This window comes from Flavobacterium sp. HJSW_4, from assembly GCF_042436695.1.
In the GTDB taxonomy this organism is placed as follows: domain Bacteria; phylum Bacteroidota; class Bacteroidia; order Flavobacteriales; family Flavobacteriaceae; genus Flavobacterium.
In genome coordinates this window covers 229,204-254,393 of record NZ_JBHNPP010000001.1, presented here as the reverse complement: position 1 = coordinate 254,393, position 25,190 = coordinate 229,204, and the positions used below count along the sequence as shown (strand labels likewise).

Annotated in this window: 25 protein-coding genes; 11 read left to right on the top strand and 14 right to left on the bottom strand. The window is 33.0% G+C overall.

Annotation, left to right across the window (positions count from 1 at the left end; genetic code table 11):
* From ACE01P_RS01220 to ACE01P_RS01205, 4 genes are all read left to right on the top strand, one after another.
* The gene (locus tag ACE01P_RS01220; protein ID WP_379693177.1) at nucleotides 1-1,137 is read left to right on the top strand and encodes a glycosyltransferase; all 1,137 of its coding nucleotides are present in this window, start codon (nucleotides 1-3) and stop codon (nucleotides 1,135-1,137) included.
* On the top strand, nucleotides 1,137-2,216 hold the full coding sequence (locus tag ACE01P_RS01215) for a glycosyltransferase (RefSeq protein WP_379693175.1): 1,080 nt from the start codon (nucleotides 1,137-1,139) through the stop codon (nucleotides 2,214-2,216). The genes ACE01P_RS01220 and ACE01P_RS01215 overlap by 1 nt, the downstream gene beginning before the upstream one ends.
* Nucleotides 2,213-3,553 carry an O-antigen ligase family protein gene (locus tag ACE01P_RS01210; RefSeq protein ID WP_379693173.1) on the top strand — a complete coding sequence of 447 codons (1,341 nt, stop codon included), beginning with the start codon at nucleotides 2,213-2,215 and terminating at the stop codon, nucleotides 3,551-3,553. The genes ACE01P_RS01215 and ACE01P_RS01210 overlap by 4 nt, the downstream gene beginning before the upstream one ends.
* Before the next feature lie 66 nt (nucleotides 3,554-3,619).
* Nucleotides 3,620-5,014 (top strand): sugar transferase, encoded by a 1,395-nt coding sequence (locus ACE01P_RS01205; protein WP_379693170.1) that lies wholly within the window; start codon nucleotides 3,620-3,622, stop codon nucleotides 5,012-5,014.
* Nucleotides 5,015-5,018: 4 nt separating this feature from the next.
* Here the strand turns inward: ACE01P_RS01205 and ACE01P_RS01200 are convergent, their stop codons facing one another.
* Both ACE01P_RS01200 and ACE01P_RS01195 read right to left on the bottom strand, forming a co-directional pair.
* Nucleotides 5,019-6,155, bottom strand: a complete 1,137-nt coding sequence (locus ACE01P_RS01200; protein WP_379693168.1) for a DUF4105 domain-containing protein — start codon at nucleotides 6,153-6,155, stop codon at nucleotides 5,019-5,021.
* 33 nt (nucleotides 6,156-6,188) lie between these two features.
* A complete protein-coding gene (locus ACE01P_RS01195; RefSeq protein ID WP_379693425.1) occupies nucleotides 6,189-7,172 on the bottom strand; it encodes a PorV/PorQ family protein in 984 nt (327 codons plus the stop codon).
* A gap of 275 nt (nucleotides 7,173-7,447) precedes the next feature.
* Between ACE01P_RS01195 and ACE01P_RS01190 the strand changes: the two genes are divergently transcribed.
* Complete coding sequence (locus tag ACE01P_RS01190; protein ID WP_379693166.1) at nucleotides 7,448-8,158, top strand: CDP-alcohol phosphatidyltransferase family protein; 711 nt, start codon at nucleotides 7,448-7,450, stop codon at nucleotides 8,156-8,158.
* A 9-nt stretch (nucleotides 8,159-8,167) separates the two neighbouring features.
* Nucleotides 8,168-9,022, top strand: coding sequence for a glycoside hydrolase family 25 protein (locus ACE01P_RS01185; RefSeq protein WP_379693164.1), 855 nt, complete (start codon nucleotides 8,168-8,170; stop codon nucleotides 9,020-9,022).
* A gap of 37 nt (nucleotides 9,023-9,059) precedes the next feature.
* Here the strand turns inward: ACE01P_RS01185 and ACE01P_RS01180 are convergent, their stop codons facing one another.
* The 5 genes from ACE01P_RS01180 to ACE01P_RS01160 form a co-directional block, all read right to left on the bottom strand.
* Nucleotides 9,060-9,281 (bottom strand): DUF5808 domain-containing protein, encoded by a 222-nt coding sequence (locus tag ACE01P_RS01180; RefSeq protein WP_379693161.1) that lies wholly within the window; start codon nucleotides 9,279-9,281, stop codon nucleotides 9,060-9,062.
* A 76-nt stretch (nucleotides 9,282-9,357) separates the two neighbouring features.
* Nucleotides 9,358-10,098, bottom strand: a complete 741-nt coding sequence (lptB, locus tag ACE01P_RS01175) for an LPS export ABC transporter ATP-binding protein (RefSeq protein ID WP_111379889.1) — start codon at nucleotides 10,096-10,098, stop codon at nucleotides 9,358-9,360.
* A gap of 200 nt (nucleotides 10,099-10,298) precedes the next feature.
* Nucleotides 10,299-10,649, bottom strand: a complete 351-nt coding sequence (locus tag ACE01P_RS01170; RefSeq protein WP_144217757.1) for a carboxymuconolactone decarboxylase family protein — start codon at nucleotides 10,647-10,649, stop codon at nucleotides 10,299-10,301.
* A complete protein-coding gene (tatC, locus tag ACE01P_RS01165; protein ID WP_379693158.1) occupies nucleotides 10,642-11,457 on the bottom strand; it encodes a twin-arginine translocase subunit TatC in 816 nt (271 codons plus the stop codon). Before tatC ends, ACE01P_RS01170 begins: the two co-directional genes overlap by 8 nt.
* Nucleotides 11,457-12,422, bottom strand: coding sequence for an SIS domain-containing protein (locus ACE01P_RS01160; protein WP_379693156.1), 966 nt, complete (start codon nucleotides 12,420-12,422; stop codon nucleotides 11,457-11,459). The genes tatC and ACE01P_RS01160 overlap by 1 nt, the downstream gene beginning before the upstream one ends.
* 86 nt (nucleotides 12,423-12,508) lie before the next feature.
* Between ACE01P_RS01160 and recQ the strand changes: the two genes are divergently transcribed.
* Complete coding sequence (gene recQ / locus ACE01P_RS01155) at nucleotides 12,509-14,704, top strand: DNA helicase RecQ (protein ID WP_379693153.1); 2,196 nt, start codon at nucleotides 12,509-12,511, stop codon at nucleotides 14,702-14,704.
* Between the two features lie 157 nt (nucleotides 14,705-14,861).
* Here recQ and ACE01P_RS01150 read toward each other — a convergent pair whose 3' ends face one another.
* On the bottom strand, nucleotides 14,862-15,101 hold the full coding sequence (locus ACE01P_RS01150) for a hypothetical protein (RefSeq protein ID WP_379693151.1): 240 nt from the start codon (nucleotides 15,099-15,101) through the stop codon (nucleotides 14,862-14,864).
* A 267-nt stretch (nucleotides 15,102-15,368) separates the two neighbouring features.
* Here ACE01P_RS01150 and ACE01P_RS01145 point away from each other — a divergent pair, with 267 nt between their 5' ends.
* The 3 genes from ACE01P_RS01145 (at nucleotide 15,369) to ACE01P_RS01135 (ending at nucleotide 18,786) form a co-directional block, all read left to right on the top strand.
* Nucleotides 15,369-16,928 (top strand): NAD(P)/FAD-dependent oxidoreductase, encoded by a 1,560-nt coding sequence (locus ACE01P_RS01145; RefSeq protein ID WP_379693149.1) that lies wholly within the window; start codon nucleotides 15,369-15,371, stop codon nucleotides 16,926-16,928.
* 74 nt (nucleotides 16,929-17,002) lie between these two features.
* A complete protein-coding gene (locus ACE01P_RS01140; protein ID WP_379693145.1) occupies nucleotides 17,003-17,704 on the top strand; it encodes an SMI1/KNR4 family protein in 702 nt (233 codons plus the stop codon).
* A gap of 5 nt (nucleotides 17,705-17,709) precedes the next feature.
* On the top strand, nucleotides 17,710-18,786 hold the full coding sequence (locus tag ACE01P_RS01135) for a hypothetical protein (RefSeq protein ID WP_379693143.1): 1,077 nt from the start codon (nucleotides 17,710-17,712) through the stop codon (nucleotides 18,784-18,786).
* Nucleotides 18,787-18,870: 84 nt separating this feature from the next.
* On the opposite strand, the gene ACE01P_RS01130 is transcribed toward ACE01P_RS01135, so the two are convergent.
* Complete coding sequence (locus ACE01P_RS01130) at nucleotides 18,871-19,830, bottom strand: quinone oxidoreductase family protein (RefSeq protein ID WP_379693141.1); 960 nt, start codon at nucleotides 19,828-19,830, stop codon at nucleotides 18,871-18,873.
* Nucleotides 19,831-20,074: 244 nt separating this feature from the next.
* On the bottom strand, nucleotides 20,075-21,478 hold the full coding sequence (locus ACE01P_RS01125; RefSeq protein ID WP_379693139.1) for an aminopeptidase P N-terminal domain-containing protein: 1,404 nt from the start codon (nucleotides 21,476-21,478) through the stop codon (nucleotides 20,075-20,077).
* Between the two features lie 262 nt (nucleotides 21,479-21,740).
* Between ACE01P_RS01125 and ACE01P_RS01120 the strand changes: the two genes are divergently transcribed.
* Nucleotides 21,741-22,178: an META domain-containing protein gene (locus ACE01P_RS01120; RefSeq protein WP_379693137.1), complete on the top strand. Its 438-nt coding sequence runs from the start codon at nucleotides 21,741-21,743 to the stop codon at nucleotides 22,176-22,178.
* Between the two features lie 52 nt (nucleotides 22,179-22,230).
* On the opposite strand, the gene ACE01P_RS01115 is transcribed toward ACE01P_RS01120, so the two are convergent.
* The 4 genes from ACE01P_RS01115 to msrA all read right to left on the bottom strand — a co-directional run bounded on the left by ACE01P_RS01115 (nucleotide 22,231) and on the right by msrA (nucleotide 25,183).
* Nucleotides 22,231-23,463: an RNA polymerase sigma factor gene (locus ACE01P_RS01115; RefSeq protein WP_379693133.1), complete on the bottom strand. Its 1,233-nt coding sequence runs from the start codon at nucleotides 23,461-23,463 to the stop codon at nucleotides 22,231-22,233.
* A gap of 63 nt (nucleotides 23,464-23,526) precedes the next feature.
* The gene (locus ACE01P_RS01110) at nucleotides 23,527-23,865 is read right to left on the bottom strand and encodes a YciI family protein (RefSeq protein ID WP_379693130.1); all 339 of its coding nucleotides are present in this window, start codon (nucleotides 23,863-23,865) and stop codon (nucleotides 23,527-23,529) included.
* A gap of 79 nt (nucleotides 23,866-23,944) precedes the next feature.
* Nucleotides 23,945-24,397 (bottom strand): carboxymuconolactone decarboxylase family protein, encoded by a 453-nt coding sequence (locus ACE01P_RS01105; RefSeq protein WP_379693127.1) that lies wholly within the window; start codon nucleotides 24,395-24,397, stop codon nucleotides 23,945-23,947.
* A 180-nt stretch (nucleotides 24,398-24,577) separates the two neighbouring features.
* Complete coding sequence (msrA, locus tag ACE01P_RS01100; RefSeq protein WP_379693124.1) at nucleotides 24,578-25,183, bottom strand: peptide-methionine (S)-S-oxide reductase MsrA; 606 nt, start codon at nucleotides 25,181-25,183, stop codon at nucleotides 24,578-24,580.
* Between the last annotated feature and the right edge of the window lie 7 nt (nucleotides 25,184-25,190).

The following is a 25,190-nucleotide window of genomic DNA, read 5'->3' as shown; positions in this document are numbered from 1 at the left end:
ATGAAGAGATTTCTCATCGTTACAAGTATTATTCATACGAAAGACGAAAATCGCTATTTTGGATATGGGCCTTATATCAACGAAATGAATATTTGGTTAAAATATGTAAATCAGCTAGATGTTTTAGCTCCTCTGGAAAAGCGAGATGTAACACCTATTGATTTGGCTTATGAGTTTGATAATGTTAATTTTAAAAAGGTTGACAGTTTTAGTTTTACAACTGTAAAAAGTAGAGTTATTTCTTTTTTTAAATTACCAATAATATTTTGGCAGATTTTTGTGGCAATGCGTCAAGCAGATCATATTCATTTAAGATGTCCTGGAAATATTGGTTTAATCGGCTGTATTGTGCAAGTTTTTTTTCCATATAAAAACAAAACTGCAAAATATGCAGGAAACTGGGATCCAAAGAGCAATCAGCCTTGGACATATAAATTACAAAAACGTATTTTAAGCAATAGTTTTTTGACAAGGAATATGCAGGTTTTGGTATATGGAGAATGGGAAAATCAATCTAAAAATATAAAACCTTTTTTTACTGCCACTTATCACGAATCTGAGAAAGTGTTAGTAGAAAAAAGTAAAATTGATTTAGCTTTAAAATTTGTTTTTGTTGGAAGTTTAGTAATTGGAAAAAATCCAATGTATGCTGTAAAGTTAATTGCAGAATTAATAAAAAAAGGTTACAATGTTACATTAGAAATGTATGGAGAAGGTGTAGAGCGAAATATTCTTGAAAAGTATATTCGAACAAACCATTTAGAGAATCATATTTTTTTAAGAGGAAATCAGAATAAAGAAACCGTAAAAGAAGCTTATATAAAAAGTCATTTCGTAATATTGCCATCGATTAGTGAAGGCTGGCCAAAAGCAATTGCCGAAGGTATGTTCTGGGGATGCGTGCCAGTTGGAACAAAAGTTTCTTGCGTTCCTTATATGATAGATGGTGGTGAAAGAGGGATATTATTGGAAATGGATATCAATAAAGATGTTCAACAACTGGAAAATGTAGTATTAGACAATAAAAATTTTGAAGATAAAAGCGCTAAAGCACTACATTGGTCAAGAAAATATACTTTAAATGTATTTCAGGAAGAAATTAAAAAGATATTATTGCCAAATATAACAACAGATTAATGAGGATTGTTCAGATAATAGACTCTTTGGAAATAGGTGGAGCGGAAAGAATGGCTGTTAATTATGCTAATGAGCTATCTCAAAAAATTGAATTTTCTGGTTTGGTTGCAACTCGTGGAGAAGGTAAGCTTTTAAATCAAGTAAATGAAAATGTGAGTTATCTATTTTTGGATAAGAAAAGCAGCTTTGATTTGAAAGCGGTTTTTCGATTAAAACATTACATAAAAAAAAATAAAGTAGAAATAATTCACGCACACAGCTCGTCCTTTTTTATTGCTGTTTTAGTGAAATTTATTTATCCCCAAATTAAGATAGTTTGGCATGATCACTTTGGTCCAAGAATAGGTCAATCAAAAAAAGAAAATAGGGCTTTAATATTTTTATCTATATTTTTCACTTCAATTTTTGTTGTAAACAAACAATTAAAAGAATGGAGCGAAAAATATATGAATTGTAAAAAAGTTGTTTTTATTCCAAATTTTATTCAGGAAAATCAATCTGTTGAACAAGAAACTGTTTTAAAGGGAACTCAAGGGAAACGAATTGTTTTTCTTGCTAATCTAAAAAATCCTAAAAATCATCTTATAGTTTTAGAAGCTTTCTTTGAACTAAAATTATTTGATTTAGATTGGAGCCTTCATTTAATCGGAAAAGATTACTTTGATTTATATTCGCAAAATTTAAAAGAATTTATAAAATTTAATGATCTGTATGATCATGTGCATTTATATGGTGTAAGGAATGATGTTAAGTTTATTTTAAAACAAGCTTCGGTAGGAATATTGGCTTCTACGTTTGAGGGTTTTCCTGTCACATTAATAGAATATGGTGATGCTGAGCTTGGTGTAATTAGTACAAATGTTGGTTTTTGTTCAGAAATTATTAAAAATAAAGAAACTGGACTGCTGTTTAATCCTTTGAATAAACAAGAACTTTTAGCTCAACTTAAAATAATAACTGAAAGTGAAACTTTACGAACCAACTTATCCGTTAATTTAAAGAAATCTGTTGTAAGTAATTATCAAGCAGCTCAAGTTGTTGAAAAAATAATCCTAGAATATAGTAAGATAGAAAAATGAAGAATACAAAAAGTATTTACCTATTGTTAGTTTTACTACATGCTTTTATTGCATTAGTAGTTTTTGTAATTCCTTTTTTATCAAAAATTTATGCATTGTTAATTCTAATAGTTGGGATTTATTATGTTTATCAAAACAAAAATAGAAACAACGAAGTCCTCTATGTTAGTTCATATTTAGTTGGGGCTGAGGTTTTCTTGCGTATGACAGGAGGAAATTTAAATAATGAATATGTTAAATTTTCGGTGGTGTTTTTCATGCTGTTTGGAATGGTTTATAATAACTTTTCTAAAAATGGTTTAATCTACCTCTTGTTTTTAATGTTGCTAATTCCGGGAATCTTTGTTACTATAAGTGAGGCAGATTTTAATATAGATGTTAAAAAAGCCCTGATGATTAATTTATCTGGTCCCGTCTGTTTAGGTATATGTGCAATATATATGTTTAAAAGGCCTATTTTATTTGAACAACTTCAAAGGATAATGTTGATGATGGGATATCCAATTATAGCAATAACAGTTTATTTGTTTTTGTATACTCCAAGTATTCAGGATGTTGTGACAGGTACTCAATCTAATTTTGAAACATCAGGAGGATTTGGACCTAATCAGGTTTCAACTGTATTAGGGCTGGGAATGTTTGTTTTTTTTACTCAATTAGTTTTTTTCTCAAAATCTAAATTAGAAATTATGATTAATGGGGGATTGTTAGCTTTTATAAGTTTTAGAGGCATTGTAACATTTTCGAGAGGAGGGATTATTACAGCTGTGATAATGATAGTTTTTCTTTTAGCTATCGTATATTACTACTCTAATATGAAAGGTAAAAAGAAGCTAACTATGGTTTTTATTTTTACAGCTTTATTAGGAGCCGGAATATGGATGTACAGTTCATTAAAAACAAAAGGTTTGATTGATAAGAGATATGCTAATGAAGATGCTAGAGGTAGAGATAAAAAAGATCGTCTAGGAGGAAGAGAAGAGATCATGGATGCAGATTTTTCTATTTTTGCAGATAGTCCTTTTTTAGGCGTAGGCGCTGGAATGGGTAAATCTAAAAGACTTGATAAAATAGGGATTCAAGTTGCCGCACACAATGAAATAACACGTTTGCTTGCCGAACATGGTGTACTTGGTATTCTAGCTTTTTTGACATTATTAATCACTCCATTTGTAGTTTATATAAACAATAAACAGCATTTCTATTTTTTTTCATTTCTAATTTTTTGGCTTTTAACCATCAATCATGCCGCAATGAGAACGGCTGCGCCGGCATTTGTTTATGCATTATCGCTTTTGTTTGTTCAAATTAAAATTCCTGAAGAAACAGAAAATTAATAGGTTAGTTATATTTTTTTGCGATACATTTGCTTCGCCCTATAACCAAATTAAAACCTACAAGTAATGTTTTCAAAAAAGAAAATGCATTTCGAAATTTCGGAAAGAAAAGTTCTTCTTTCTTTTTTTGACGCAGCATTTATATTTGTCGCTCTATTTTTATTGAGCTTGCTTTTCGACTATCAATATTTTGTTTTAGAAGATGGAAAATACCTTAAAACATTTTTGCTAGTCGGATATGTTTATGCCTTCGGAACGATTTTCGAAATGTATAATTTACAAACTTCCAGTAATCAATTTCAGATTTTACGAAGTGTTATTTTAACTTCAACTGCAGCGATAACAGTCTATCTGTTTACGCCAATTTTGTCCCCCGAACTTCCTAAACAAAGGCTAGTCATCATTATTCTTTATTTTGCTGTCCTGTTTTCTTTGTTGCTTTGGAGGTTTTTTTATTGTTTATTTTTAGCATCTCATCGATTTTCTCAAAACGTAGTTTTAATTTGTGACCAAAGTGAGGTCGAAGACTTAGTTTTAGGATTAGAAAATGTTGATCCGCATTTTAAAATTATTGGTTTTGTAAACTCCGATTCGATCGCAGATGAAAATTTAGATTTTCATTATGTGAAAGAAATAAAAAAGGATGATTTAGAACATTTTGTATCTACTCATAGTGTTTCAGAAATCATTATTGCATCACAAAAAACAGATGGTATTACCGCCGATTTGTACCAGCAATTACTTCATTTATTAGAAAAGGGACATATTATTAGAGAATATACTCAGGTTTACGAAAGTAAAACACAGCGTATTCCTGTGCATTACATCGGAAGAGATTTTTATAGATTCTTTCCATTTAGCAGAAGCAATAGTAATAAATTGTATTTGTCTTTAATTAGATTGATGGAATTTTTCTTTTCGTTTATTGGACTTTTATTCTGCGCTATTTTTATTCCGATAATTTCAATAGGAAATCTTTTTGCTAACAAAGGAAGTCTTTTTTATACTCAAGAAAGAGTAGGGAAAAACGGAGTTGTTTTCAAGATTTATAAATTTAGAACCATGACAGAGAATTCAGAAACCAATGGTGCTGTTTTCGCTACTCATAATGATAAAAGAGTTACTCCGTTTGGTAAGTTTATGCGAAAATCAAGAATTGACGAATTACCTCAATTTATTAATGTTTTAAAAGGAGATATGAGCGTGATTGGACCAAGACCTGAACGTCCTTTTTTCGTTGAAGAAATCGCCGCTGTAATGCCTTTTTATGAAACGCGCCATGTAATTAAACCTGGACTTACGGGTTGGGCACAAGTAAATTATTCGTACGGAGAATCTATTGATGAAAGTTTGATTAAACTTCAATATGATTTATACTACATCAAGCACAGAAGTGTTTTTCTAGACTTAAGTATCACTTTCAAAACCATTACTACGGTTTTATTTTACAGAGGTCAATAATATTTTAAATTATAATCGGAATTGGTTTTTTGTTGCGAATTGCTGTTCGCACTAAAACCACTCCGCTTGTAATAATCAACGGTAAAGTGATAAAGAAATGCGCTTTATTGATCAAAAACAAAAAGTAAATTACTAAAAGCACAAAGTTGATTAGCGAAAATCTATAAGTCCATAATTTGTTTTTAAAAATCGAAAACAAAATTAAAACCAATAAAAGTGGGCTAAATAATAGCACATTATAATTCATAGCCAGTTCTTGGTGAAAAGAATAAAATCCCATAACGACGAAGAATGTTCCAATAAGAGATAAAATCAGAAAATAGATTTTGTCAACCGTTTTGTTTCTGGCAAAGATTACAAAAAGTAAAATAAAGAGATAAGTATAGATGTTATTCCACAAAGAAGCTGGTGTTTCTTTTGTGAATTCTAATAGTGTTTTGCTTTTTGCAGCTAAAGGTTTGTTTTGGAAAGTAGTTTTATCTAAACTATTTTTCAATTCAAAAGGAAGAAAAATTCTTGTTCCCATTTGATCGACTTTCGTTCCAAAAATAATGCTCGTTCCCAATTGATCGTAGAAATGACCATCAAAATAAGGAAACAGAATAGAACGGTAGGTTTTGTCCGTGTCTTCTGTTTTAGCAATTACATTTCCGCCTAAAGTTTTATTCACGACATCAACAACCATCGAAGTGCAGTTTTTATCAATGAATTTATAAGTATAATAACGCTCTTCAGAAGCTAAAACAGCATTTAATTGGTCAAAAAGTTTTTGTTTTAAATCTTGAGAAATTAGTAATTCCTGTTCGTAAATGCTTCTTTTCTCATACGTATATTCTTCAAAAAATTCTGGATAAGAATGAACTGTTGCAAAATATTGCAAATCTCCTTTAGCAAACTTTAAAACAAAATTTGGAGTTCTAAAATCGAAAGTTCCATAATTGTAGACAACGTCAAAATTGTTTCCAGGATCTGAAACTCGAATTCCAGTATGTCCAAAATAAGAATACGTCTCATTTCCTAGTCCACAAGTTAGAATGCTTATTTTTGCATCTTTCGTTAAAGCCAAACTTTGACTGAAACCAATAAAACTTGATAAGAATAATAAAAGAAAAAGTGCTTTTTTGAACATGACAGTTTTCATGATTTAAAATTTTAAATGTTTTATGGTTTCTAATTATCTAAAGATACCTAAATCTACTTTCAACGAAAAAATATTAGAATACAAAGCAGTGCTTTGATTTCCTAAATCGGTTAGAGCGTAATCAATTTGTATGCCTTTATATCTAAATCCTAAACCGATATTAGGCTGAAAATTTACTTTTTCGGTATTGTCCAACTGCATTACATTCTGAAAGTTTCCTGCACCAGCGCGTACGAAAACCAAATCAGTATAACCAAATTCAAACCCTAGAGCTGGGTCTATACTTATAGCTTTTGATGAAATGATATCGTTGGTTTGTTCAAATCGCATGTTTAAATTTGCTGAAGTGACAAGACTGCATTCGTTATGAAAGTCAAATCTTTTTGAAACTCCCAATTGTGCTTTTGGCAATGTTATTTCTGTGCTTTCTGGCAATGTATTATTTTCTCCCGGAATTGCATTGGCGATTTTAGCGTATTCTTCTTCATCAATATTCCAAACATTGTAAGTTGTGGTAATGTCGCGAAGCATTAAGCCAAATTTCCAGTCGTTTCTTTCAAACTGAAGTCCCACATCAAATCCAAATCCCCAAGAGTTGGCAAATTTTCCGATTATTCTTCGAATTACTTTTGCATTTACACCATATTGAAATCCTTCAACAGGCAATTTTCTTGCGTAAGAAAAAGTAAAGCCATAATCTGCAGTAGAGAACAGGCTAATTCTGTTATAATCTATATTTCCTTGATTATCGATTAACTGTGTGGTGTCCATGATGTCATCTACTCCAAAACGAATCATCGAAATTCCCCAAGCACTTCTGTCGTCAATCGGGCTTGCGTAGCCTATGTAATCGTATTGTGCGATATTGGCAAAGTAGCTGGCGTGCATCAAAGCAATTTGATGATCTTCAAGATGCGTTAAACCTGCTGGGTTCCAGTAACCTGCAGTTACATCATTTGTAGAAGCAGTTACGGCGCTTGCCATTCCAAGAGCCGCGGCATCAACCCCAATATTCATAAATTCATTCGAATATTTTCGAGCGGTTTGCGCATACTGAAAAGTATAACTCCAAAATAATAAAAACACTAAATATTTCTTCAACGTATATGTTTTTGCAGATCGAGGCCTGTTTTAAATTTTTATCAAAAATATAATATTTTATGCATCTAATAAGTTCCTTTAGTTAAATATTCCGAAAGTCGGACTTTGAAATAAAAAACTCTCTAAAAAACTCGTTTTGCATCGAGTTATTATACTAAATTTGTTCTCTGCCATTATCAAAAATTTAAGCTATGAATATTAAAAAACACATCCCAAATCTAATCACATTAATTAATCTTTTTTGCGGTTGTGTCGCAATTGTCTTTGTTTCCGAAAATAATTATCTAATGGCTTTTTATATGGTTTGTCTGGGAATCTTTTTTGATTTCTTCGATGGCTTTTTTGCCAGATTATTTAAAGTTTCAAGTCCGCTTGGATTGCAATTAGATTCTCTTGCAGATATGGTAACCAGTGGAGTTGCTCCAGGATATGTGATGTATAGCATGTTTTTGAACAGTGGCCACGAATTAGGGACAAATCCTGCAATTGCATTTTTAGGATTTATCATTACTTTAGGATCTTGCTATCGTTTGGCTAATTTTAATATCGATACTCGTCAGACAGATTCTTTTATCGGATTGCCAACACCAGCAAATTCGTTATTTATTTTAAGCCTTCCTTTGGTTATTTTGTTTTCAGATTCTTTGATGGTTTTAGAGATTTTAACCAATCAATGGGTTTTGTTGGTAATAACATTATGCAGTGCTTATATTTTGAATGCTGAAATTCCGTTGTTCTCTTTAAAAATTAAAAAATTCAGCTTTAAAGAAAATGCACTTCAAATTGTGTTTTTAATTATTTCTGTATTAATGGTTGTCTTGCTTCAATACATGGCAATTCCATTGATTATTGCTTTTTATGTATTGTTGTCTATTATCAATAATCTGTTTCTGAAAAAGTAATTCTGTTTAATGGCAAGAAAAACGACTTATCGTAAAACATATTCAAGAAAGCCCGCTGGAAGATCATTTCTGAGCAGGCTTTTTCGTTCAATTTTATTGATTTTCTTCGGACTTTTATTTATTGGGATAATTTATCATTATCGCAAAGGGCTTGCTTATTATTTAGGTTTTAAAACAGAAAAAGTTTTAGATGAAGATGAGGTAGATAAACATCTTTCTGATGTTCGAAATATTCGTGTTCTCGAAAATCATAAAGGAAAAGTTGTTGGAATCGACGTATCTGAATTTCAAGGAAAAGTAGATTGGGAAGAAGTTGAAATCTTAGATGAAAAATATCCAGTTCAGTTTGTTTTCATTCGTGCAACAGCAGGAAACGATCGTGTAGACAGGCAATTTAAAAGAAACTGGGAAGGCGCAAAAGAGAATAAATTCATGCGCGGTGCTTATCATTATTATCGTCCCAACGAAAATTCTATAGAACAAGCTGATCTTTTTATCAAAACAGTAAAATTGCAAAAAGGAGATCTTCCGCCAGTTTTAGATATCGAAAAATTACCTAAAAATCAGCCTTTGGATAGCTTGAAAAAAGGTTTGAAACGTTGGTTGAATAAAGTAGAAAAACATTATCAAGTTCGCCCAATAATTTATTCTGGAGAAAGATATTATTCAGATTTTTTGAAAGAAGAATTTAGCGAATATCTTTTCTGGATTGCCAATTATAATTTCTACAGAGAAAAAATTGAAGATGATTGGCTATTTTGGCAGTTTACAGAAAAAGCTTCTCTGCCAGGAATTAAACATCGTGTTGATGTTAATATTTACAATGGCGATTTAGAACAATTGCATTTTATTACGGTTGAGTAAGTTTTCAGTCGCAGTCTCAGTTTACAGTTTTCTGAAACTATTTTGACAGAACTAAAATAACAATTATTATAAAAGGCAACAAAAGCGCTACAGAATATGGGTTGGCAAAATTTATAGTATAGCCCATCCATTTGATTTTTTTTGGAGGAAGAAGTCTTTTGTCTTTCGGATTGTAGTAAAACGAATTAAAAAAATACCAGTTCTTTGGATCTTTATGCCAATTGTCGTAATCTTCCTGAGTTGGTTTTTCTGAATTCATTTTTTAATAGTTTACAGTCGCAGTTGCAGTTTTTCAGCATTCACTGAGACTGAAAACTGCGACTGAATACTTAAAATTAAAATTCCAATTTCTTCTTACGAAGTTCGAAGTTTTGTCCAAGGTAAACGCGACGAACCATTTCGTCTTCTACCAATTCTTCTGGAACACCTGCTTTAAGAATTCCTCCTTCGAACATTAAGTATGTTTTATCGGTAATAGCTAATGTCTCCTGAACGTTGTGGTCAGTAATTAAGATTCCGATATTTTTATTTTTTAATTGTGCTACAATTCGCTGAATATCTTCAACCGCAACAGGGTCAACTCCCGCGAAAGGCTCATCCAATAAAATAAATTTTGGATCGGTTGCCAATGCACGTGCAATCTCTGTACGACGACGCTCACCTCCAGAAAGTAAATCTCCTCGGTTGGTACGAATGTGCTCCAAACTGAACTCTTCAATTAAGCTTTCCATTTTAGCAATTTGCTCTTCTTTAGAAAGTTTAGTCAATTGCAGTACACTCAGAATGTTATCTTCAATACTTAACTTTCTAAATACAGAAGCTTCTTGTGCCAAATAACCAATTCCTTGCTGTGCACGCTTGTACATCGGATAATCGGTAATGTTCAAATCGTCAAGAAAAATGTTCCCTTGATTTGGTTTTACCAATCCTACAATCATGTAAAAAGATGTTGTTTTTCCAGCTCCATTTGGTCCCAAAAGTCCCACGATTTCTCCTTGATTTACTTCAACAGAAATCCCTTTTACAACACTACGTCCTTTATAAGTTTTGATTAAATTATCGGCTCTTAGCTTCATTTGTTCAATTAGATAATTAGATAATTTGAAAATGAGATAATTATACTAACTCAAATTCAATTTTAAAATTTATTTGAAGAGGCAAATTAAAAGTAAAATAATCAATCAGATAAATGAATTAACAAATTATTGCATTTTCAAAATCAGATATTTACTGTTTTAAGGCAATTATCTAATTATCTAATTGACATATTTTCTAATTATTTTCCCGCTTCTTCAAGAGCTTCCCAGAATTCGTAAGCTCTTCTTAAATGAGGAATTACAATTGTTCCTCCAACAAGAGTTGCGATTCCCATTGCTTCCATCATTTCTTCTTTAGAAACACCTTCTTTATAGCTTGTTTCTAAATGGTATTTTACGCAGTCGTCACATCTTAAAACAGTTGATGCAACTAGACCTAAAAGTTCTTTTGTTTTTACATCGAGAGCGCCTTCCGCGTAAGCGTTGGTGTCAAGATTGAAAATTCGCTTTACAATTTTGTTATTGTCAGCAAGCAGTTTTTCGTTCATTTTAGAACGGTAGTCGTTAAATTCTTGTATGATATCAGACATTTTCTTTTAATTTATTTTTATAAACAATCTTTGAAATAAGAATGCTGACTTCGTAGATAATTAACATCGGAATTGCAACAATAGTCTGACTTACAACGTCTGGCGGAGTTACAATCGCAGCGATGATTAAAATAATTACTACAGCATATTTCCAGTATTTTCTCAAGAATTCAGGAGTTACTAATCCTAATTTCGTTAAGAAATAAATAGCTATTGGCAATTCAAAAAAGAGTGCACTTCCTAGAATACTTGTTTTAACCATTCCCATGTAAGATTCCAGTGTGAATTGGTTTTTTACTACATCACTGATAGAAAATGTAGCAACGAAGTTTACCGACATCGGGATTACCACAAAATACCCAAACAATACTCCTAAAAAGAAAAGTAAAGAAGAAACGAAAATGAATAATTTTGCATTTTTTCTTTCTTTCTCATAAAGTGCTGGACTGATGAATTTCCAGATTTCCCATAAAATATAAGGGAAACTTAAAATAAATCCGGCCAAAATACACATCCAAACAAAGATGTTAACCTGACCTTCCATTTCGGTATTCTGAATAATAAAATTCAGTTCTGTAATACAAATGCTGTCTGCAAATCCCAATGAATGTGATAAGTCGCAAAACCAAACATAGGTAAAGAACGTTGGTCTAATCGGACCTAAAATAATTTGATCAAATAAATAATCACTAATAAAATAAGTAACAAATGCCATGATGCATGTTGCAAGTGTACTTCTAACCAATAACCATCTTAGTTCTTCTAGATGATCCAAAAATGACATTTCGCCAAGATTTTTTTTTGCCATTATACGATTCCTTCTTTTAAAATGTCATGTAAATGTAAAACGCCTTTGTATGTTCCTTCGTCAGAAACAATTAACTGAGTAATAGAGTAATCTTCTAAAATATTTAAAGCATCAACTGCCATTGTCTCAGACGAAACCATTTTTGGGTTTTTCGTCATAATGTCTCTGGCTGTTAAGTCTGCAATAGAATCTCTATCGTTTAACATTCGTCTAATATCTCCATCGGTAATAATTCCGATTATTTTATCATTTTCCACAACTGCTGTAACACCTAGTCTTTTTTCAGAGATTTCAAAAATCACTTTTTTGACAGAAGTTTCAGGAGTTACGGTAGGTTTTAGTGAGTTTTCGATCATATCTTTCACGCGAAGCAATAGTTTTTTTCCTAATGCACCGCCTGGATGATAAACTGCAAAATCTTCTGGTTTAAAATCACGCATTTCCATTAAGCAAACTGCAAGGGCATCTCCCATAACAAGTTGTGCCGTTGTGCTGTTTGTTGGAGCGAGATTAATTGGACAAGCTTCAACATCAACTGTCGTATTCAAAACATAGTCAGAACCTTTTGCTAGGAAAGAAGTGATGTTTCCTGTTATTCCAATTAAAGTGTTTCCGAATCTTTTTAATAAAGGTACAAGCACTTTAATTTCTGGACTATTTCCGCTTTTAGAAATGCAAATAATGATGTCATCATTTTGAATCATTCCTAAATCACCGTGAATTGCTTCTGCGGCATGCAAAAACATAGAAGGAGTTCCAGTAGAGTTAAAAGTAGCTACCATTTTTTGTGCAATGATGGCACTTTTTCCAATTCCTGTTACGATCAAACGACCTTTGGTTTCGTATATGCGTTGGACTGCTTCGTAAAAATTTTCGTCCAAAAAATCAATTAGTTTTGTAATTGCTTCACTTTCAGAGAGTATTGTTTTCTTGGCAATCGCCAATATATTTTCTTTTGTGATCAAAACAGAATATTTAAAATTTGTATGTATAAAAGAAAGTTGTATCTTTATGTGTTGCAAATTTATACAAAATACAGTTAATATAGAGAATGAATTCAAATGAAATTGAAATACATAAAGAATTAAAGAAGTATTTCGGCTTTAGCCAATTTAAAGGCTTGCAGGAGCAAGTCATTACGAGTATTCTAGACGAAAAGAATACATTCGTAATAATGCCGACCGGTGGTGGAAAATCTCTGTGTTATCAATTACCGGCTTTAATTCAAGAAGGAACAGCAATAGTTGTTTCCCCTTTAATTGCTTTGATGAAAAATCAGGTTGACGCAATTCGAAGTCTTTCGTCTGAAAATGGAATTGCACATGTATTAAACTCCTCTCTAACTAAAACAGAAATTGCTCAGGTTAAGAAAGATATTACTTCTGGATTGACCAAACTTTTGTATGTCGCCCCCGAATCATTAACAAAAGAAGAATATGTGGCTTTTTTACAAAGTGTCCCAATTTCTTTTGTTGCTATTGATGAAGCACACTGTATCTCAGAATGGGGACATGATTTTAGGCCGGAGTACAGAAATCTGAGAAATATAATTAAGCAGCTAGGTAAAGTGCCAATTATTGGTCTTACCGCAACCGCAACCCCAAAGGTTCAGGAAGATATCCTGAAAAACCTTGATATGTCTGATGCTAATACTTTTAAGGCATCATTCAACAGGCCGAACTTGTATTATGAAGTTCGTACAAAAACGAAAAACATTGAGTCGGATATTATTCGATTTATCAAACAGCATAAAGGCAAGTCTGGAATTATTTACTGCTTAAGCCGTAAAAAGGTAGAATCTATTGCTGAAGTTTTGCAAGTAAACGGAATCAGCGCCGTTCCTTACCACGCAGGTTTAGATGCTAAAACCCGGGCGAAACATCAAGACATGTTCTTGATGGAAGATGTAGATGTGGTGGTAGCAACAATTGCATTCGGAATGGGAATTGATAAACCAGACGTTCGTTTTGTAATTCACCACGATATTCCAAAATCACTTGAAAGTTATTACCAAGAAACGGGTCGTGCAGGACGTGACGGCGGAGAAGGGCATTGCTTGGCTTACTACTCTTATAAGGATGTAGAAAAGCTGGAGAAATTTATGTCTGGAAAACCAGTTGCCGAACAAGAAATTGGTTTTGCACTTTTACAAGAAGTTGTGGCTTACGCTGAAACCTCGATGTCGCGTAGAAAATTCCTTCTTCATTATTTCGGAGAAGAATTTGACAGCGAAAATGGTGAAGGTGCCGATATGGACGACAATGTTCGCAATCCAAAACATAAAGTGGAGGCGAAAGAACAAGTGGTTAAACTTCTTGAAATTGTTCGCGACACCAAACATATTTACAAATCAAAAGAAATTGTGTTTACTTTAATAGGACGTATTAATGCCGTAATTAAAGCGCACAAAACAGATACACAACCTTATTTTGGTGCTGGTTCAGACCACGACGAAAAATACTGGATGGCTTTATTGAGACAAGTTCTAGTTACAGGATATTTGTCTAAAGATATTGAAACCTATGGTGTTATTAAAATCACGCAAGAAGGTTTAGATTTTATTAAAAGTCCAGTTTCATTCATGATGTCTGAAGATCATGAATACACTGAAGCAGATGATGAAACTATTGTAACAGGTGGAAAATCATCAGGAACTGCAGATGAAGTTTTAACAGGAATGCTTCGTGAACTTCGTAAAAAAGTGGCTAAAAAATTGGGAGTGCCTCCATTCGTAGTTTTCCAAGATCCTTCGATTGAGGATATGGCTTTGAAATATCCGATAACGATACAAGAATTATACAATATTCATGGTGTTGGTGAAGGAAAAGCTAAAAAATACGGAAGCGAATTTGTTGCTTTAATCAGTCGTTATGTTGAAGACAACGATATTATTCGCCCAGACGATTTAGTAGTAAAATCTACAGGAGTAAACTCTGCCAATAAATTATACATTATTCAGAATATTGATAGAAAGCTTTCATTAAATGATATCGCTTCCGCGAAAGGACTTTCGATGGATGCTTTAATCAAAGAAATGGAACAAATCGTATATTCTGGAACTAAGCTGAATATCAAATATTGGCTAGATGATATTTTAGATGACGATCAGCAGGAAGAAATTCACGATTACTTCATGGAATCTGAATCAGATAAAATAGAAGATGCGCTAAAAGAATTTGACGGCGACTATGATATAGACGAATTGCGTTTAATGCGTATTAAGTTTATTAGCGAAGTAGCGAACTAAAAAGTTTACAGTCTCGGTTTACAGTCTCAGTTGTGGGACTGTAAACTGTGACCGAAAACTGTAATTTTAACTTATTCAGTATATTAAAAGTTTACAGTCTCGGCTTACAGTCTCAGTTAGTAAGAGGCTGTAAACTGTGACCGAAAACTGCGACTATTTACCCTTCATACAATTCCCCACGATGCGGTTTCAAAGCATCTCTTACTTGAATCATATTTTCGTCGGTTACCACCATAAAAGCTATGGCGTACATTTCGTCTATGATTTTAAATCCTGTAATATTTAAAGGTAGTTTTTCGATTGCGATATATTCTTTCAAATGGATTTCGTGATGTTCAGCCGTTTTAGCTGAAGCTGGTCCACGGAAATCCCAAATCAATTTTATTTTTCTAGACATTTTTTTTAAAGGTGCAAAGGTTCTGAGGGACAAAGGTACAAAGTCTTTTTTTAAGGTTCTAAGATTCTGAGATACTAAGGTTCTAAGTTTTTTCTTTGTCTTTATTAGACTGTCAGTTCGAGCGGAGTCGAGAACCAGCGCGCATTTGGACTTCGCTCAATGTGACAAAACGTGTTTAGAAGATGTAATTGCAAAATATCATTTCAAAATAGTACTTTTGCATGTTCTTTTCATAGAAAGAAAAGCTAATAGAATAAATACACAAAAATGCCTAAAGAACTTTTACTTCAAGTTACACCAGAAATTGCTGCAAACGAATCATTGCTAAAAGACCATTTGTCTAAGCAGATTAAAGTTTCGGTTCAAGAAATTCAGCATGTTTCGATTTTAAAACGCTCTATCGACGCACGTCAGAAAGCAATTAAAATCAATTTGAAAGTTGTTATTTATTTGAAAGGCGAACCTTTTCAGGAAACGAAATTGGAGCTTCCTATATATAAGGATGTTTCAAATGCACAAGAAGTGATTGTAGTTGGCGCAGGTCCAGCCGGACTTTTTGCTGCTTTGCAATTAATTGAATTAGGTTTAAAACCAATTGTTCTAGAACGAGGAAAAGATGTTCGTGGTCGCCGTCGTGACTTAAAGGCAATTAATCGTGAACATATTGTAAACGAAGATTCGAATTATTGTTTTGGCGAAGGAGGAGCAGGAACGTATTCTGATGGAAAACTATATACGCGTTCTAAAAAACGTGGCGATGTAACTAGAATTCTTGAACTTCTAGTAGCTTTTGGAGCTTCTGAAGATATTTTGGTCGAAGCGCATCCACATATTGGAACTAATAAATTGCCAAAAATTATTGAAGATATTAGAAATAAAATCAGAGAATTTGGCGGTCAAGTTTTATTCGAAACTCGCGTAGACGATATTTTAGTAAAGAATAATGAAGTTGAAGGAATCGTAACGCAGAATGGAGATAAAATTCATGCCAATAAACTGATCTTGGCAACAGGACATTCGGCGCGTGATATTTTTGAATTATTAGACAAAAAGAAAATTTTAATAGAAGCAAAACCTTTTGCTTTAGGAGTTCGTGCAGAACATGCTCAGGAATTAATTGACAGTATTCAATACAGTTGTGATTTCCGTGGAGAACATTTACCGCCGGCACCATATTCAATTGTAAAACAAGTTAACGGCCGTGGAATGTATTCGTTCTGTATGTGTCCAGGAGGTGTAATTGCGCCATGTGCAACAAGTCCAGGCGAAGTGGTTACAAACGGTTGGTCACCATCTAAACGTGATCAATCAACAGCAAATTCTGGAATTGTAGTCGAATTAAAATTGGAAGATTTTAAACCTTTTGCAAAATTCGGAGCTTTAGCTGGAATGGAATTTCAAAAAAGCATCGAACAAAAAGCTTGGCATTTGGCTGGAGAAACTCAAAAAGTTCCTGCACAGCGAATGATTGATTTTACAAAAAGCAAAGTTTCATCAGATATTCCTAAAACTTCTTATGTTCCTGGAACAACTTCGGTTGAATTGGGACAGGTTTTTCCAGGTTTTTTAACTCAGATTATGCGTCAAGGATTTCAGGATTTCGGAAAATCAATGCGCGGTTATTTAACGAATGAAGCCATTTTGCATGCGCCAGAAAGTAGAACTTCTTCGCCAGTTAGAATTCCGAGAGATGCTATGACTTTAGAACATTTGCAGATCAAAGGTTTATATCCTTGTGGAGAAGGAGCGGGTTATGCAGGCGGAATTATTTCTGCGGCAATTGATGGCGAAAAATGTGCCTTAATGATCGCGGAATCCTTGAAATAATTGGCTTCGGGTTTTTTGGTCCAGTAAAGATTGTTATCTTAGTATTCTGATTTTAATAGAATATTCCCCCAAAGATGACAATACAAGAAATCGAAAAAAAATACGGATTTGAATACCCTCTCTTATACAAGCAGTTAGATGCCGATGGCATGCTCGATGTTGGAGAATATGGTCCAAATTGGTATACGGATGTCTATCCTACTTTAAAAGATAATCCGCCTTTACTTTTGCATTCGTATGATTTTGAATCGCTGAATTTAAAATCTGTTGCCGAAGAAATCGAAGAACTTCAAGACCCAGAAGATTATCGTAATATTAATCCGGAATTTAAGTTTATTCCGTTTGCCAAAAGCGGCAGCGGCGATCATTATTGTTTTTTCTTAAATGAAGAAAATAATGGAGATGTGCCAATTGTATACGTTTGGCACGACATGAATGAAGTGAATTATCTGGCAAAAAATCTACAAGATTTTATCTTCAAAGTTTTATTGATCGATATGTCAAAGCAAGATACTTACAACGAACTAAGCGATGAAGAATTCAGAGACGATATTGAATCGGTATTTAAATCGCATAAAAAATACTTAACCGATCGCCAAAATTCAATTCTTGAGGGAATTTTAAAACGAGAGATTATTGATTATGAAATACATGTTTCTCCAAAAATTGTAGAATCGGCTAGAGGATTATTGACAGATTTCGAATTAGAATCGATTGTAAATGAAGTGATTCCTTTTGATAAAATGAATCAAAGTTTTAAATATTCTAACGATTAGTTGTAATGAGCTTTTTCTCCAACATATTTGGACGCAATAACGATCCAAAATCGATCATTTCTTTTGATGTTATTGATCCTATTTATTCCTATCTATATAATCAACAATCAAGTCTTGAATTTAAAGTAAAAGGAATTCAGGAAGATGTTATGGTGAATTTATTTTTCGTTCCAGGTTCATTTGATCATGAAGAAGGAATTGAAGAAATTAAAAAAGCAAGTTTCAATAATGCTTATGAAGTTTTGAATGAACTTTATAAAAAAATGAATATTGGCACTCTTTCTGAAGAACAGATTCAAGAAGGTTTAGAATACGATTTTATACATATTCAGTTTTATTCGGAGCCGACTCCAGAAGAGAAAAAGTTCTTTAAACGTTCCATAAAAAACTTCGTGATCTTTTTCTGCTGTACGAATAGTTTAGAAATAAACGATTTTAAAATATTGTATTCAGGAAGACATTTCTTCGATTATACAAAAGGATTGTTGGAAAGTGAACTTTTGGATATTAACGATCCGAAGAATGAAAGTGAAGCAATCGGAATTAGAGATTTTAAATTGGTTTTGCAAGGAATCTGCCAATATTTAAATATTGAAATTCCTGAAACTGTTGAGCTTCCGTCTCAAGAAAATCTAGTTGGAACTGAAGAAGTGACTTTAGAAATGTTTAAAGAATATCTGCAATTAGTTTCTCGAGGAGAAATTGAAGGAGAATTATTAGAAAGCCAATCGCAAGAACTTTTTGAGAAGAGAGAGCAAAATGATGACGAATTTGATTATAATTTCGACTTTTTTGAAGGTATAAATTCATGGCATAGCGACTGGAAATTTGATCCCGAAGATGCTGAATATTTTATTGGAGAAATGCTTGGAGAAGAAGATTTTACTTTCGAATATCCAGAAGAAACGTATAGTCATGATTTGTTTCCGTACATACAATCAGAATTAGAAAAAAGGAATTTAGAACTAATGACGTGTGAAACGTATGGCGATAGTTATTTGTTTTTTCTAGCGAATAAAAATGAAGTGAATAGAATTCTGGAATTGTCTGAATTGACAAAATTGGAAGTCGTTAAGCTGTAATATTTGCCACGAATTCACGAATTTATTTAAAAACTTTGCGTGTAGATTTTAAAAATATAATTTGTGAATTCGTGGCAGAAACTTTTACGGAATCAATATAATTTTTCCTGTGCTTTTTCTGCTTTCTAAGAAATCATGCGCTAATTTTCCTTCTGATAATTTGAAAGAAGTAGGTTCTGAAAGTTTGATTTTTCCTTCGGTAATCCAACCAAATAATTGAGTCGCTCTTTTAATTCTTTCTTCTTTAGAATTTAAATAGCTCCACAAATCTCCACCAGTTAAAGTTTTAGAGCCGTCCATCAGCATTCTTGGATCTACAGGTTCTGGGTCACCGCCCGCCATTCCGAAGAAAACAACTTGACCGCATTCTTTAGTGACTTCAAAACTGTCTTTTAAAGTGCTTCCTATACTATCATAAACAACATCAACACCTTTAGAAGCAACTTTAAAAACTTGTGATTTCCAATCGTCATTATAAAGAAAAACATGATCAGTACCTTGTTCAAATCCGATTTTTGCTTTTTCTGATGATGAAGTTAATCCGATAACTGTAGCGCCTAAAAGTTTACTGATTTGAGTTAGTATTTGTCCAACTCCGCCTGCAACTGCATGTATTAAAACCGTTTCTCCTTTTGCAGTTTTATGACTGTCTGTAGCCAGATAATGCGCCGTTAAACCTTGCAATAAAACAGAAGCTGCGGTTTCAAAAGAAATGCCTTCAGACAACGGAATAATGTGATTTACATTTACAGCAACCAATTCTGCATTTGCAAATGGTGCATCGGCAAAAGCTACACGATCACCAACTTTAAATTCTGAATGATTGTTGGCGTCGACCACAATTCCTGCACCTTCATAACCTGCAATAAAAGGCGGATTTCCTTTTAAATGATAATTTCCTTTACGGCGATAAACATCGGCAAAATTTAATCCAATGGCTTTCATTTCGATTAAAACCTCATCACTTTTTAATTGAGGATTTGGGATTTCTATATATTCTAAAACATCTGATTCTCCAAAAGAAGAAAAGGTAAGTGCTTTCATTTTTAATTTATTTAAGAATGTAAAGTTCGGGAAAAATTAAAAGCCTCTATTAAATTTTAATAGAGGCTTTTTGAAAATGTTTTTATCGCCACAGATTACCCTGATTTAAAGGATTTTTTGTTTTTGCCACGAATTACACGAATTTCCACAAATTTAAATAGATGTAAATAATTCGTGGAGATTCGTGTAATTTGTGGCGAATAAAATCTGTGTTAATTTTTTTAATCTGTGGCAAAAGAAAAAACTATATTTTAGGGAATTTCATTTCATTAAAAGTGCTTTTTTGCTTCGCTAAAGCTTCGATGTCTTGCCATTTTCTAGGAGAATCAGCAGAAAGGTTTTCATAAGAATCTTTTAGCATTAAAATATCATCTTCGATACGAACACCGATGTTCCACCATTTTTTATCACATTTACTGTTTGGCGGAATGTAGATTCCAGGTTCAACAGTAAGAATCATGTTTTCTTTTAGATTTCCCATGAAGTTTCCTTTGTCATGAACGTCTAATCCAAGAAAGTGCGAGCAGCCATGCGGATAATAAATTCGAGAATCTTTAGGATCTGTGATAATTCCTAATTTAAGCAATCCGGCAGTGATAACTTCTTTTGCTTTTTTGTTCAAATCTTGAATTGGAGTTCCTTCTTTACAGATTTTAAAAACTTCTTCCTGTGCATCGTACACGATTTGATAAATTGCTTTCTGTTCTTCAGTAAATTTTCCGTTTGCGGGAACTGTTCTTGTAACGTCTGCAGAATAACCATGATATTCAGAACCAACATCCATTAACAATAATTGATTGTCCATTTTTGTGGCATTGTTGTCATTATAATGTAAAATACATCCGTTTGCTCCAGCACCCACAATTGGAGGGTATCCTTCGCCTTCCGCACCGTAGTGTCTGTGAACGTAAGCGTGAATTCCGTCAGCTTCATTTTCACTCATATCCGAACCTACCGCTTTCATCACTTCGTTGTGTGCAATGCAAGAAAGTTTTACCGTTTTACGCATTAAAACAAGTTCTTCTGGAGTTTTTATTTCGCGTAGAGAATTAGTGATTTTGTCAAATAATTCTACTGAAGCTTCATTTGCTTTTGTAATTCCAGCTTTAGATTTAAAAGATTTTAAAAGAGAATATAAATTGTCTGGATTATTGTTTTCCGCTACATCAGTTGGAATTTCGTCATAAATGACTTTATCAAATTTTGCGAAATCAATTGCAAATGCATTAAAATCTTTTCCGTTGTAAACAGTTGTAAAGCCTAATTTAGATTTAGCTCCTTCAATTCCTAAACGTCTGCCAGTCCATGTTTCGCGAGAAGGATTTCTTTCTCTAACAAAAAGAATTTCATTGTATTTTTCTGTTCCTTGGGGTTCCTTAAAAAGCACTAAAATAGCATCTGGTTCTTTGTATCCAGTCAAATAGTACATATCAGGATTTGCGTGATAATTGTAATTAATGTCTTTAGAGAAAACTTTCTCGGGATAAGAAAAAACAACTGCCACAGAATTTGCAGGCATTAAAGCTCTAAAAGCTTCGCGGCGCCCTTTATGGAATTCTTTTGTGAGATAATCTGTTGGAAGGTTTTCTTGCGAATGGACAAACGGCGCTGCCAATGCAAATACAAACAAAAATAGGAATTGCTTCATTTCTTAGGTTTTTTATTGATGATTTTCGGTTTTTTGATTGACGCAAATTACAAAAAAAATGGAATCATAGAATTGTATTTAAAAGCTTGATTTGTAAAAATTTAAAGAAAATACTGTAACTTAGAGACAGAAAATTATGACGTATTGCAACATTTAAATTTTGATTGACCTTCTAACTGGGCACGAATATTGAGAAAAGAATCTTTGATAGAATTATTTTAATCTTCAAAAAACAAATTACAAATCTTTAAAATAAACTTTTATGAAAAAATACACATTTGCAGTCCTTTCAATTTTGACCGTATTATTTGCTTCATGTACGGCATCGAAATCAGCTACAAGTTCGGGCGATGTATTTGGCACGACTTGGGAATTAGAATATATTTCTGGACCAAGAATTGCTTTTGAAGGATTATATCCGAATAAAAAACCACAAATTACTTTTGACCAAAAAGAAACAAGAGTTTATGGAAATAACGGATGCAACGGTTATAGCGCACCATATACTCTAAACGGAAACAAATTGACTTTTGGTGAGCCAGGTCCTGCAACTTTAATGTTTTGCGAAGGAGGAGGAGAGCAGCAGTTTTTACAGCAAATGAAAAAAATTACAAGCTACAGCATCGATAAAGATGGAAAACTAAATCTAATTCAAGGCGATGTTCCAATGATGAGATTTAAAAAAGTAGCAAAACAATAATCTTAGATTGTTTAAAAGCCAAAAAAGGGAAATGATTATTCATTTCCCTTTTTTATTGAAGTTGTTCTATATTTCTACTGATTACATTTTTATCAGAAGTGTTTTTGGCTAGACCAAGCGCTGTTTCAAAATGCTGTAATGCTTTTTTCGAATCAATTTCGGTATATAGATTTCCGAGTAAAGAATAGTAAAAATGGTTGTCGGTTAAATTCAGTTTTTCGGCTTCTTTGATCGCTTCTTGTTTGCCTTTTACTTTAGACAAAGCATAAGTTCTGTTTAAAGCCACAATTGGAGAATATTCTAGAATAATCAGATTGTTGTAAAGTTCTAAAATGTTGTCCCATTTCTCAACGGTTTCTTTTTTGATTGTGTGCCAATAAGCAATCCCGGCTTCAAGATGGTATTTTGAAAGTGTATTTCCGGTTGAGGATTGACTTAAAAAATAAGTTCCTTTGTCTATTAATTCTTGATTCCAAAGTGATTGATCTTGATCTTCGTATAAAATAATTTCGCCGTTTAAACCCGTTCGCGCATCAAATCTTGAAGAATGAAAACACATTAAAGCCATCAAAGCATTGGTCTGCGGAAGATTAGTGCTTTCATTTTGAATTAATAAATAAGTTAGACGCATGGCTTCGGTACAAAAATCTTTTCGTAAAGTGGTATTTTGCGAAATGGAGTAGTAGCCTTCAGAATAAAGCAGATAAATCGTTTTAAGGACGGTTTGTATTCTGTCTTTTATTTCAGAATTGCTTGGATTTTGAATTTTGATATTCTCTTCCTTGAGTTTTTCTTTAGCGCGATTTATTCTTTTATAGATCACTTCTTTATTAGATAAAAAAGCATCTGAAATTTCATTAATTCCAAAACCGCACAATAAATTTAAAGCAAGTGCAATTTGAGCTTCTTCAGAATTACATGGATTGCAAACCGTAAAGATCATAGCAAGCTGACTGTCGGCAATATTTTGATCCGATAAATCAATGTCGATTTCGGGATTGTTTAATGGTGTGTTGTGTTTTATTTCGGCAACTATTTTGGTTTCGAAAATGTTGTTTCTTTTTAAATAGTTTTTTGTTTTGTTTTTGGCCGCAGTGTAGAGCCAAGCAGTAGGGTTTTCTGGAATTCCTTTAATTGCCCAAGTTTCTGAAGCAGTCAAAAAAGTATCACTTACAATATCTTCTGCAATTTCGATATGCTGAATTCCGAATAAGCTGCAAAGAACTGAAACTATTTTTTGATATTCGGTTCTGAATAAATTCGGTAAAAGTTCTTTTTGCTCCATGTTTGAATAGAAAAATGCCTTAGTAAAGATACAAAGGCATTTTTATTTAAGTTAGTTCAAAATCTAAACGGCCATTCTTATTTCGACATTTCCGCCAAAATTTAAAACTGGACATCCTTGTGCAATTTCGGCAGCTTCGTCATAATCTTTGGCTTTAATGATGATCAATCCGCCAATAGATTCTTTAATTTCAACAAAAGGTCCGTCTGTAACTCCTTTATTCGAATTTACAAGTTTTCCCTGCCCGTCCCATTTCTGTAAAGGTCTTGCCAGTTTATCTTGAGAGGCAAGACTTCCGAACCAATTTTGCCACTGTTGCAAGTGCTGTTGTAATTCTTCTGGAGAAGGCTGTGTTTCTTTTGTTTTAAAATCTCTTCTGAAAATCAATAAAAACTCATTCATTTTTTATGTTTTTAAATTGAATAATTTGCTTTGGGTTGTATAAAGTTAATTGTTTTTAGAAAATAAAATCAATTACTGTTTATCCAAACTGTCCAACTCTATAAGTTCCGGGTACGTTGGCAAAAGTAATGTTAAGACGATTCCAAGCATTAATTGCGGCAACGGCAAGAGTAAGATCTATTAATTCTTGTTCTGTAAACTCGGCTTTTGCAATTTCGTAGATTTCGTCTGGAACATCGCAAGCATTTACAGCTTCCGCTAAAGCCAAAGCAACTCTTTCTCTTTGTGTAAAATAAGGAGTTTCTCTCCAAACACTTAATCCAAATAAACGTTGTGTTGTTTCTCCAGCCGCTAAAGCTTCTTTTGAATGCATGTCTAAACAATAACCACAATGGTTAATTTGAGAAATTCTGAAATTTATTAATTCCATAAGAGACATTTCAATTGTTCCCTTTTTCAAATAACCGCTGATTCCAAATAATGTACTAACTGCTTTTTGACCTTGTTCGAATAAATTTAATCTAGATTCCATGATGTATAATTTTTAATTGTTTATACCCTAATAACAATCGAACTTTCAGAATTGGACAAAAAGTGGAAAAAAAATTAAATTATTTTTTCAATTAAATGTAAACCCTAATGTTTATAAGGGTTTACGAAATAAAAAAAGCGTCCATTTTTGATGAACGCTTTTAGAATATGCTTTAAATCTTTATTTCTTTTTCAGTTTATCTTTAAAAACCTTTTCGAATTTTTCTAGTTTAGGCTGAATTACCATTTTGCAATACGGCTGATTTTTATTGTTTGCATAATAATTCTGATGATAATCTTCAGCTTTATAAAATGCTTTAAAAGGTTCAACTTTTGTCACAATCGGACTGTTGTATACTTTTGCTTTGTTTAGTTCGGCAATAATGCTTTGCGCTGCTTTTTTCTGTTCTTCATTTTTATAGAAAATAACAGAACGATATTGTGTTCCAACATCTGCGCCTTGACGGTTTAAAGTGGTTGGATCATGAACGGTAAAAAACACTTTGAAGATTTCATTAATATCAGTTACCGTTTTATTATAAGTAATCTGAACTACTTCGGCGTGACCCGTTTCTCCTGTGCAAACTTCTTCATAAGTTGGATTGGCAACTTTTCCTCCTGAAAATCCAGAAACAACAGATTTTACTCCGTCCAGATTTTCGTAAACGGCTTCAACGCACCAATAGCAACCTCCGCCAAGCGTAATAGTTTCTAAATTGGCTTTTTTATTTTGCGAAAAGCCATTCAGCGAAAGCGTAAAAAGACATATTAAAAGTATATTTTTCATTTGTAGC

Excerpts from the sequence above, each read along its gene's own strand:
- recQ (WP_379693153.1), top strand. The coding sequence starts at position 12,509 with ATGAATTCAAATGAAATTGAAATACATAAAGAATTAAAGAAGTATTTC.
- ACE01P_RS01205 (WP_379693170.1), top strand. The coding sequence starts at position 3,620 with ATGTTTTCAAAAAAGAAAATGCATTTCGAAATTTCGGAAAGAAAAGTT.
- msrA (WP_379693124.1), bottom strand. The coding sequence starts at position 25,183 with ATGAAAAATATACTTTTAATATGTCTTTTTACGCTTTCGCTGAATGGC.
- ACE01P_RS01115 (WP_379693133.1), bottom strand. The coding sequence starts at position 23,463 with ATGGAGCAAAAAGAACTTTTACCGAATTTATTCAGAACCGAATATCAA.
- ACE01P_RS01185 (WP_379693164.1), top strand. The coding sequence starts at position 8,168 with ATGGCAAGAAAAACGACTTATCGTAAAACATATTCAAGAAAGCCCGCT.
- lptB (WP_111379889.1), bottom strand. The coding sequence starts at position 10,098 with ATGAAGCTAAGAGCCGATAATTTAATCAAAACTTATAAAGGACGTAGT.
- ACE01P_RS01195 (WP_379693425.1), bottom strand. The coding sequence starts at position 7,172 with ATGAATATTGGGGTTGATGCCGCGGCTCTTGGAATGGCAAGCGCCGTA.
- tatC (WP_379693158.1), bottom strand. The coding sequence starts at position 11,457 with ATGGCAAAAAAAAATCTTGGCGAAATGTCATTTTTGGATCATCTAGAA.
- ACE01P_RS01125 (WP_379693139.1), bottom strand. The coding sequence starts at position 21,478 with ATGAAGCAATTCCTATTTTTGTTTGTATTTGCATTGGCAGCGCCGTTT.
- ACE01P_RS01120 (WP_379693137.1), top strand. The coding sequence starts at position 21,741 with ATGAAAAAATACACATTTGCAGTCCTTTCAATTTTGACCGTATTATTT.
- ACE01P_RS01215 (WP_379693175.1), top strand. The coding sequence starts at position 1,137 with ATGAGGATTGTTCAGATAATAGACTCTTTGGAAATAGGTGGAGCGGAA.
- ACE01P_RS01130 (WP_379693141.1), bottom strand. The coding sequence starts at position 19,830 with ATGAAAGCACTTACCTTTTCTTCTTTTGGAGAATCAGATGTTTTAGAA.
- ACE01P_RS01200 (WP_379693168.1), bottom strand. The coding sequence starts at position 6,155 with ATGAAAACTGTCATGTTCAAAAAAGCACTTTTTCTTTTATTATTCTTA.
- ACE01P_RS01220 (WP_379693177.1), top strand. The coding sequence starts at position 1 with ATGAAGAGATTTCTCATCGTTACAAGTATTATTCATACGAAAGACGAA.
- ACE01P_RS01135 (WP_379693143.1), top strand. The coding sequence starts at position 17,710 with ATGAGCTTTTTCTCCAACATATTTGGACGCAATAACGATCCAAAATCG.
- ACE01P_RS01180 (WP_379693161.1), bottom strand. The coding sequence starts at position 9,281 with ATGAATTCAGAAAAACCAACTCAGGAAGATTACGACAATTGGCATAAA.
- ACE01P_RS01150 (WP_379693151.1), bottom strand. The coding sequence starts at position 15,101 with ATGTCTAGAAAAATAAAATTGATTTGGGATTTCCGTGGACCAGCTTCA.
- ACE01P_RS01190 (WP_379693166.1), top strand. The coding sequence starts at position 7,448 with ATGAATATTAAAAAACACATCCCAAATCTAATCACATTAATTAATCTT.
- ACE01P_RS01140 (WP_379693145.1), top strand. The coding sequence starts at position 17,003 with ATGACAATACAAGAAATCGAAAAAAAATACGGATTTGAATACCCTCTC.
- ACE01P_RS01110 (WP_379693130.1), bottom strand. The coding sequence starts at position 23,865 with ATGAATGAGTTTTTATTGATTTTCAGAAGAGATTTTAAAACAAAAGAA.
- ACE01P_RS01170 (WP_144217757.1), bottom strand. The coding sequence starts at position 10,649 with ATGTCTGATATCATACAAGAATTTAACGACTACCGTTCTAAAATGAAC.
- ACE01P_RS01145 (WP_379693149.1), top strand. The coding sequence starts at position 15,369 with ATGCCTAAAGAACTTTTACTTCAAGTTACACCAGAAATTGCTGCAAAC.
- ACE01P_RS01210 (WP_379693173.1), top strand. The coding sequence starts at position 2,213 with ATGAAGAATACAAAAAGTATTTACCTATTGTTAGTTTTACTACATGCT.
- ACE01P_RS01105 (WP_379693127.1), bottom strand. The coding sequence starts at position 24,397 with ATGGAATCTAGATTAAATTTATTCGAACAAGGTCAAAAAGCAGTTAGT.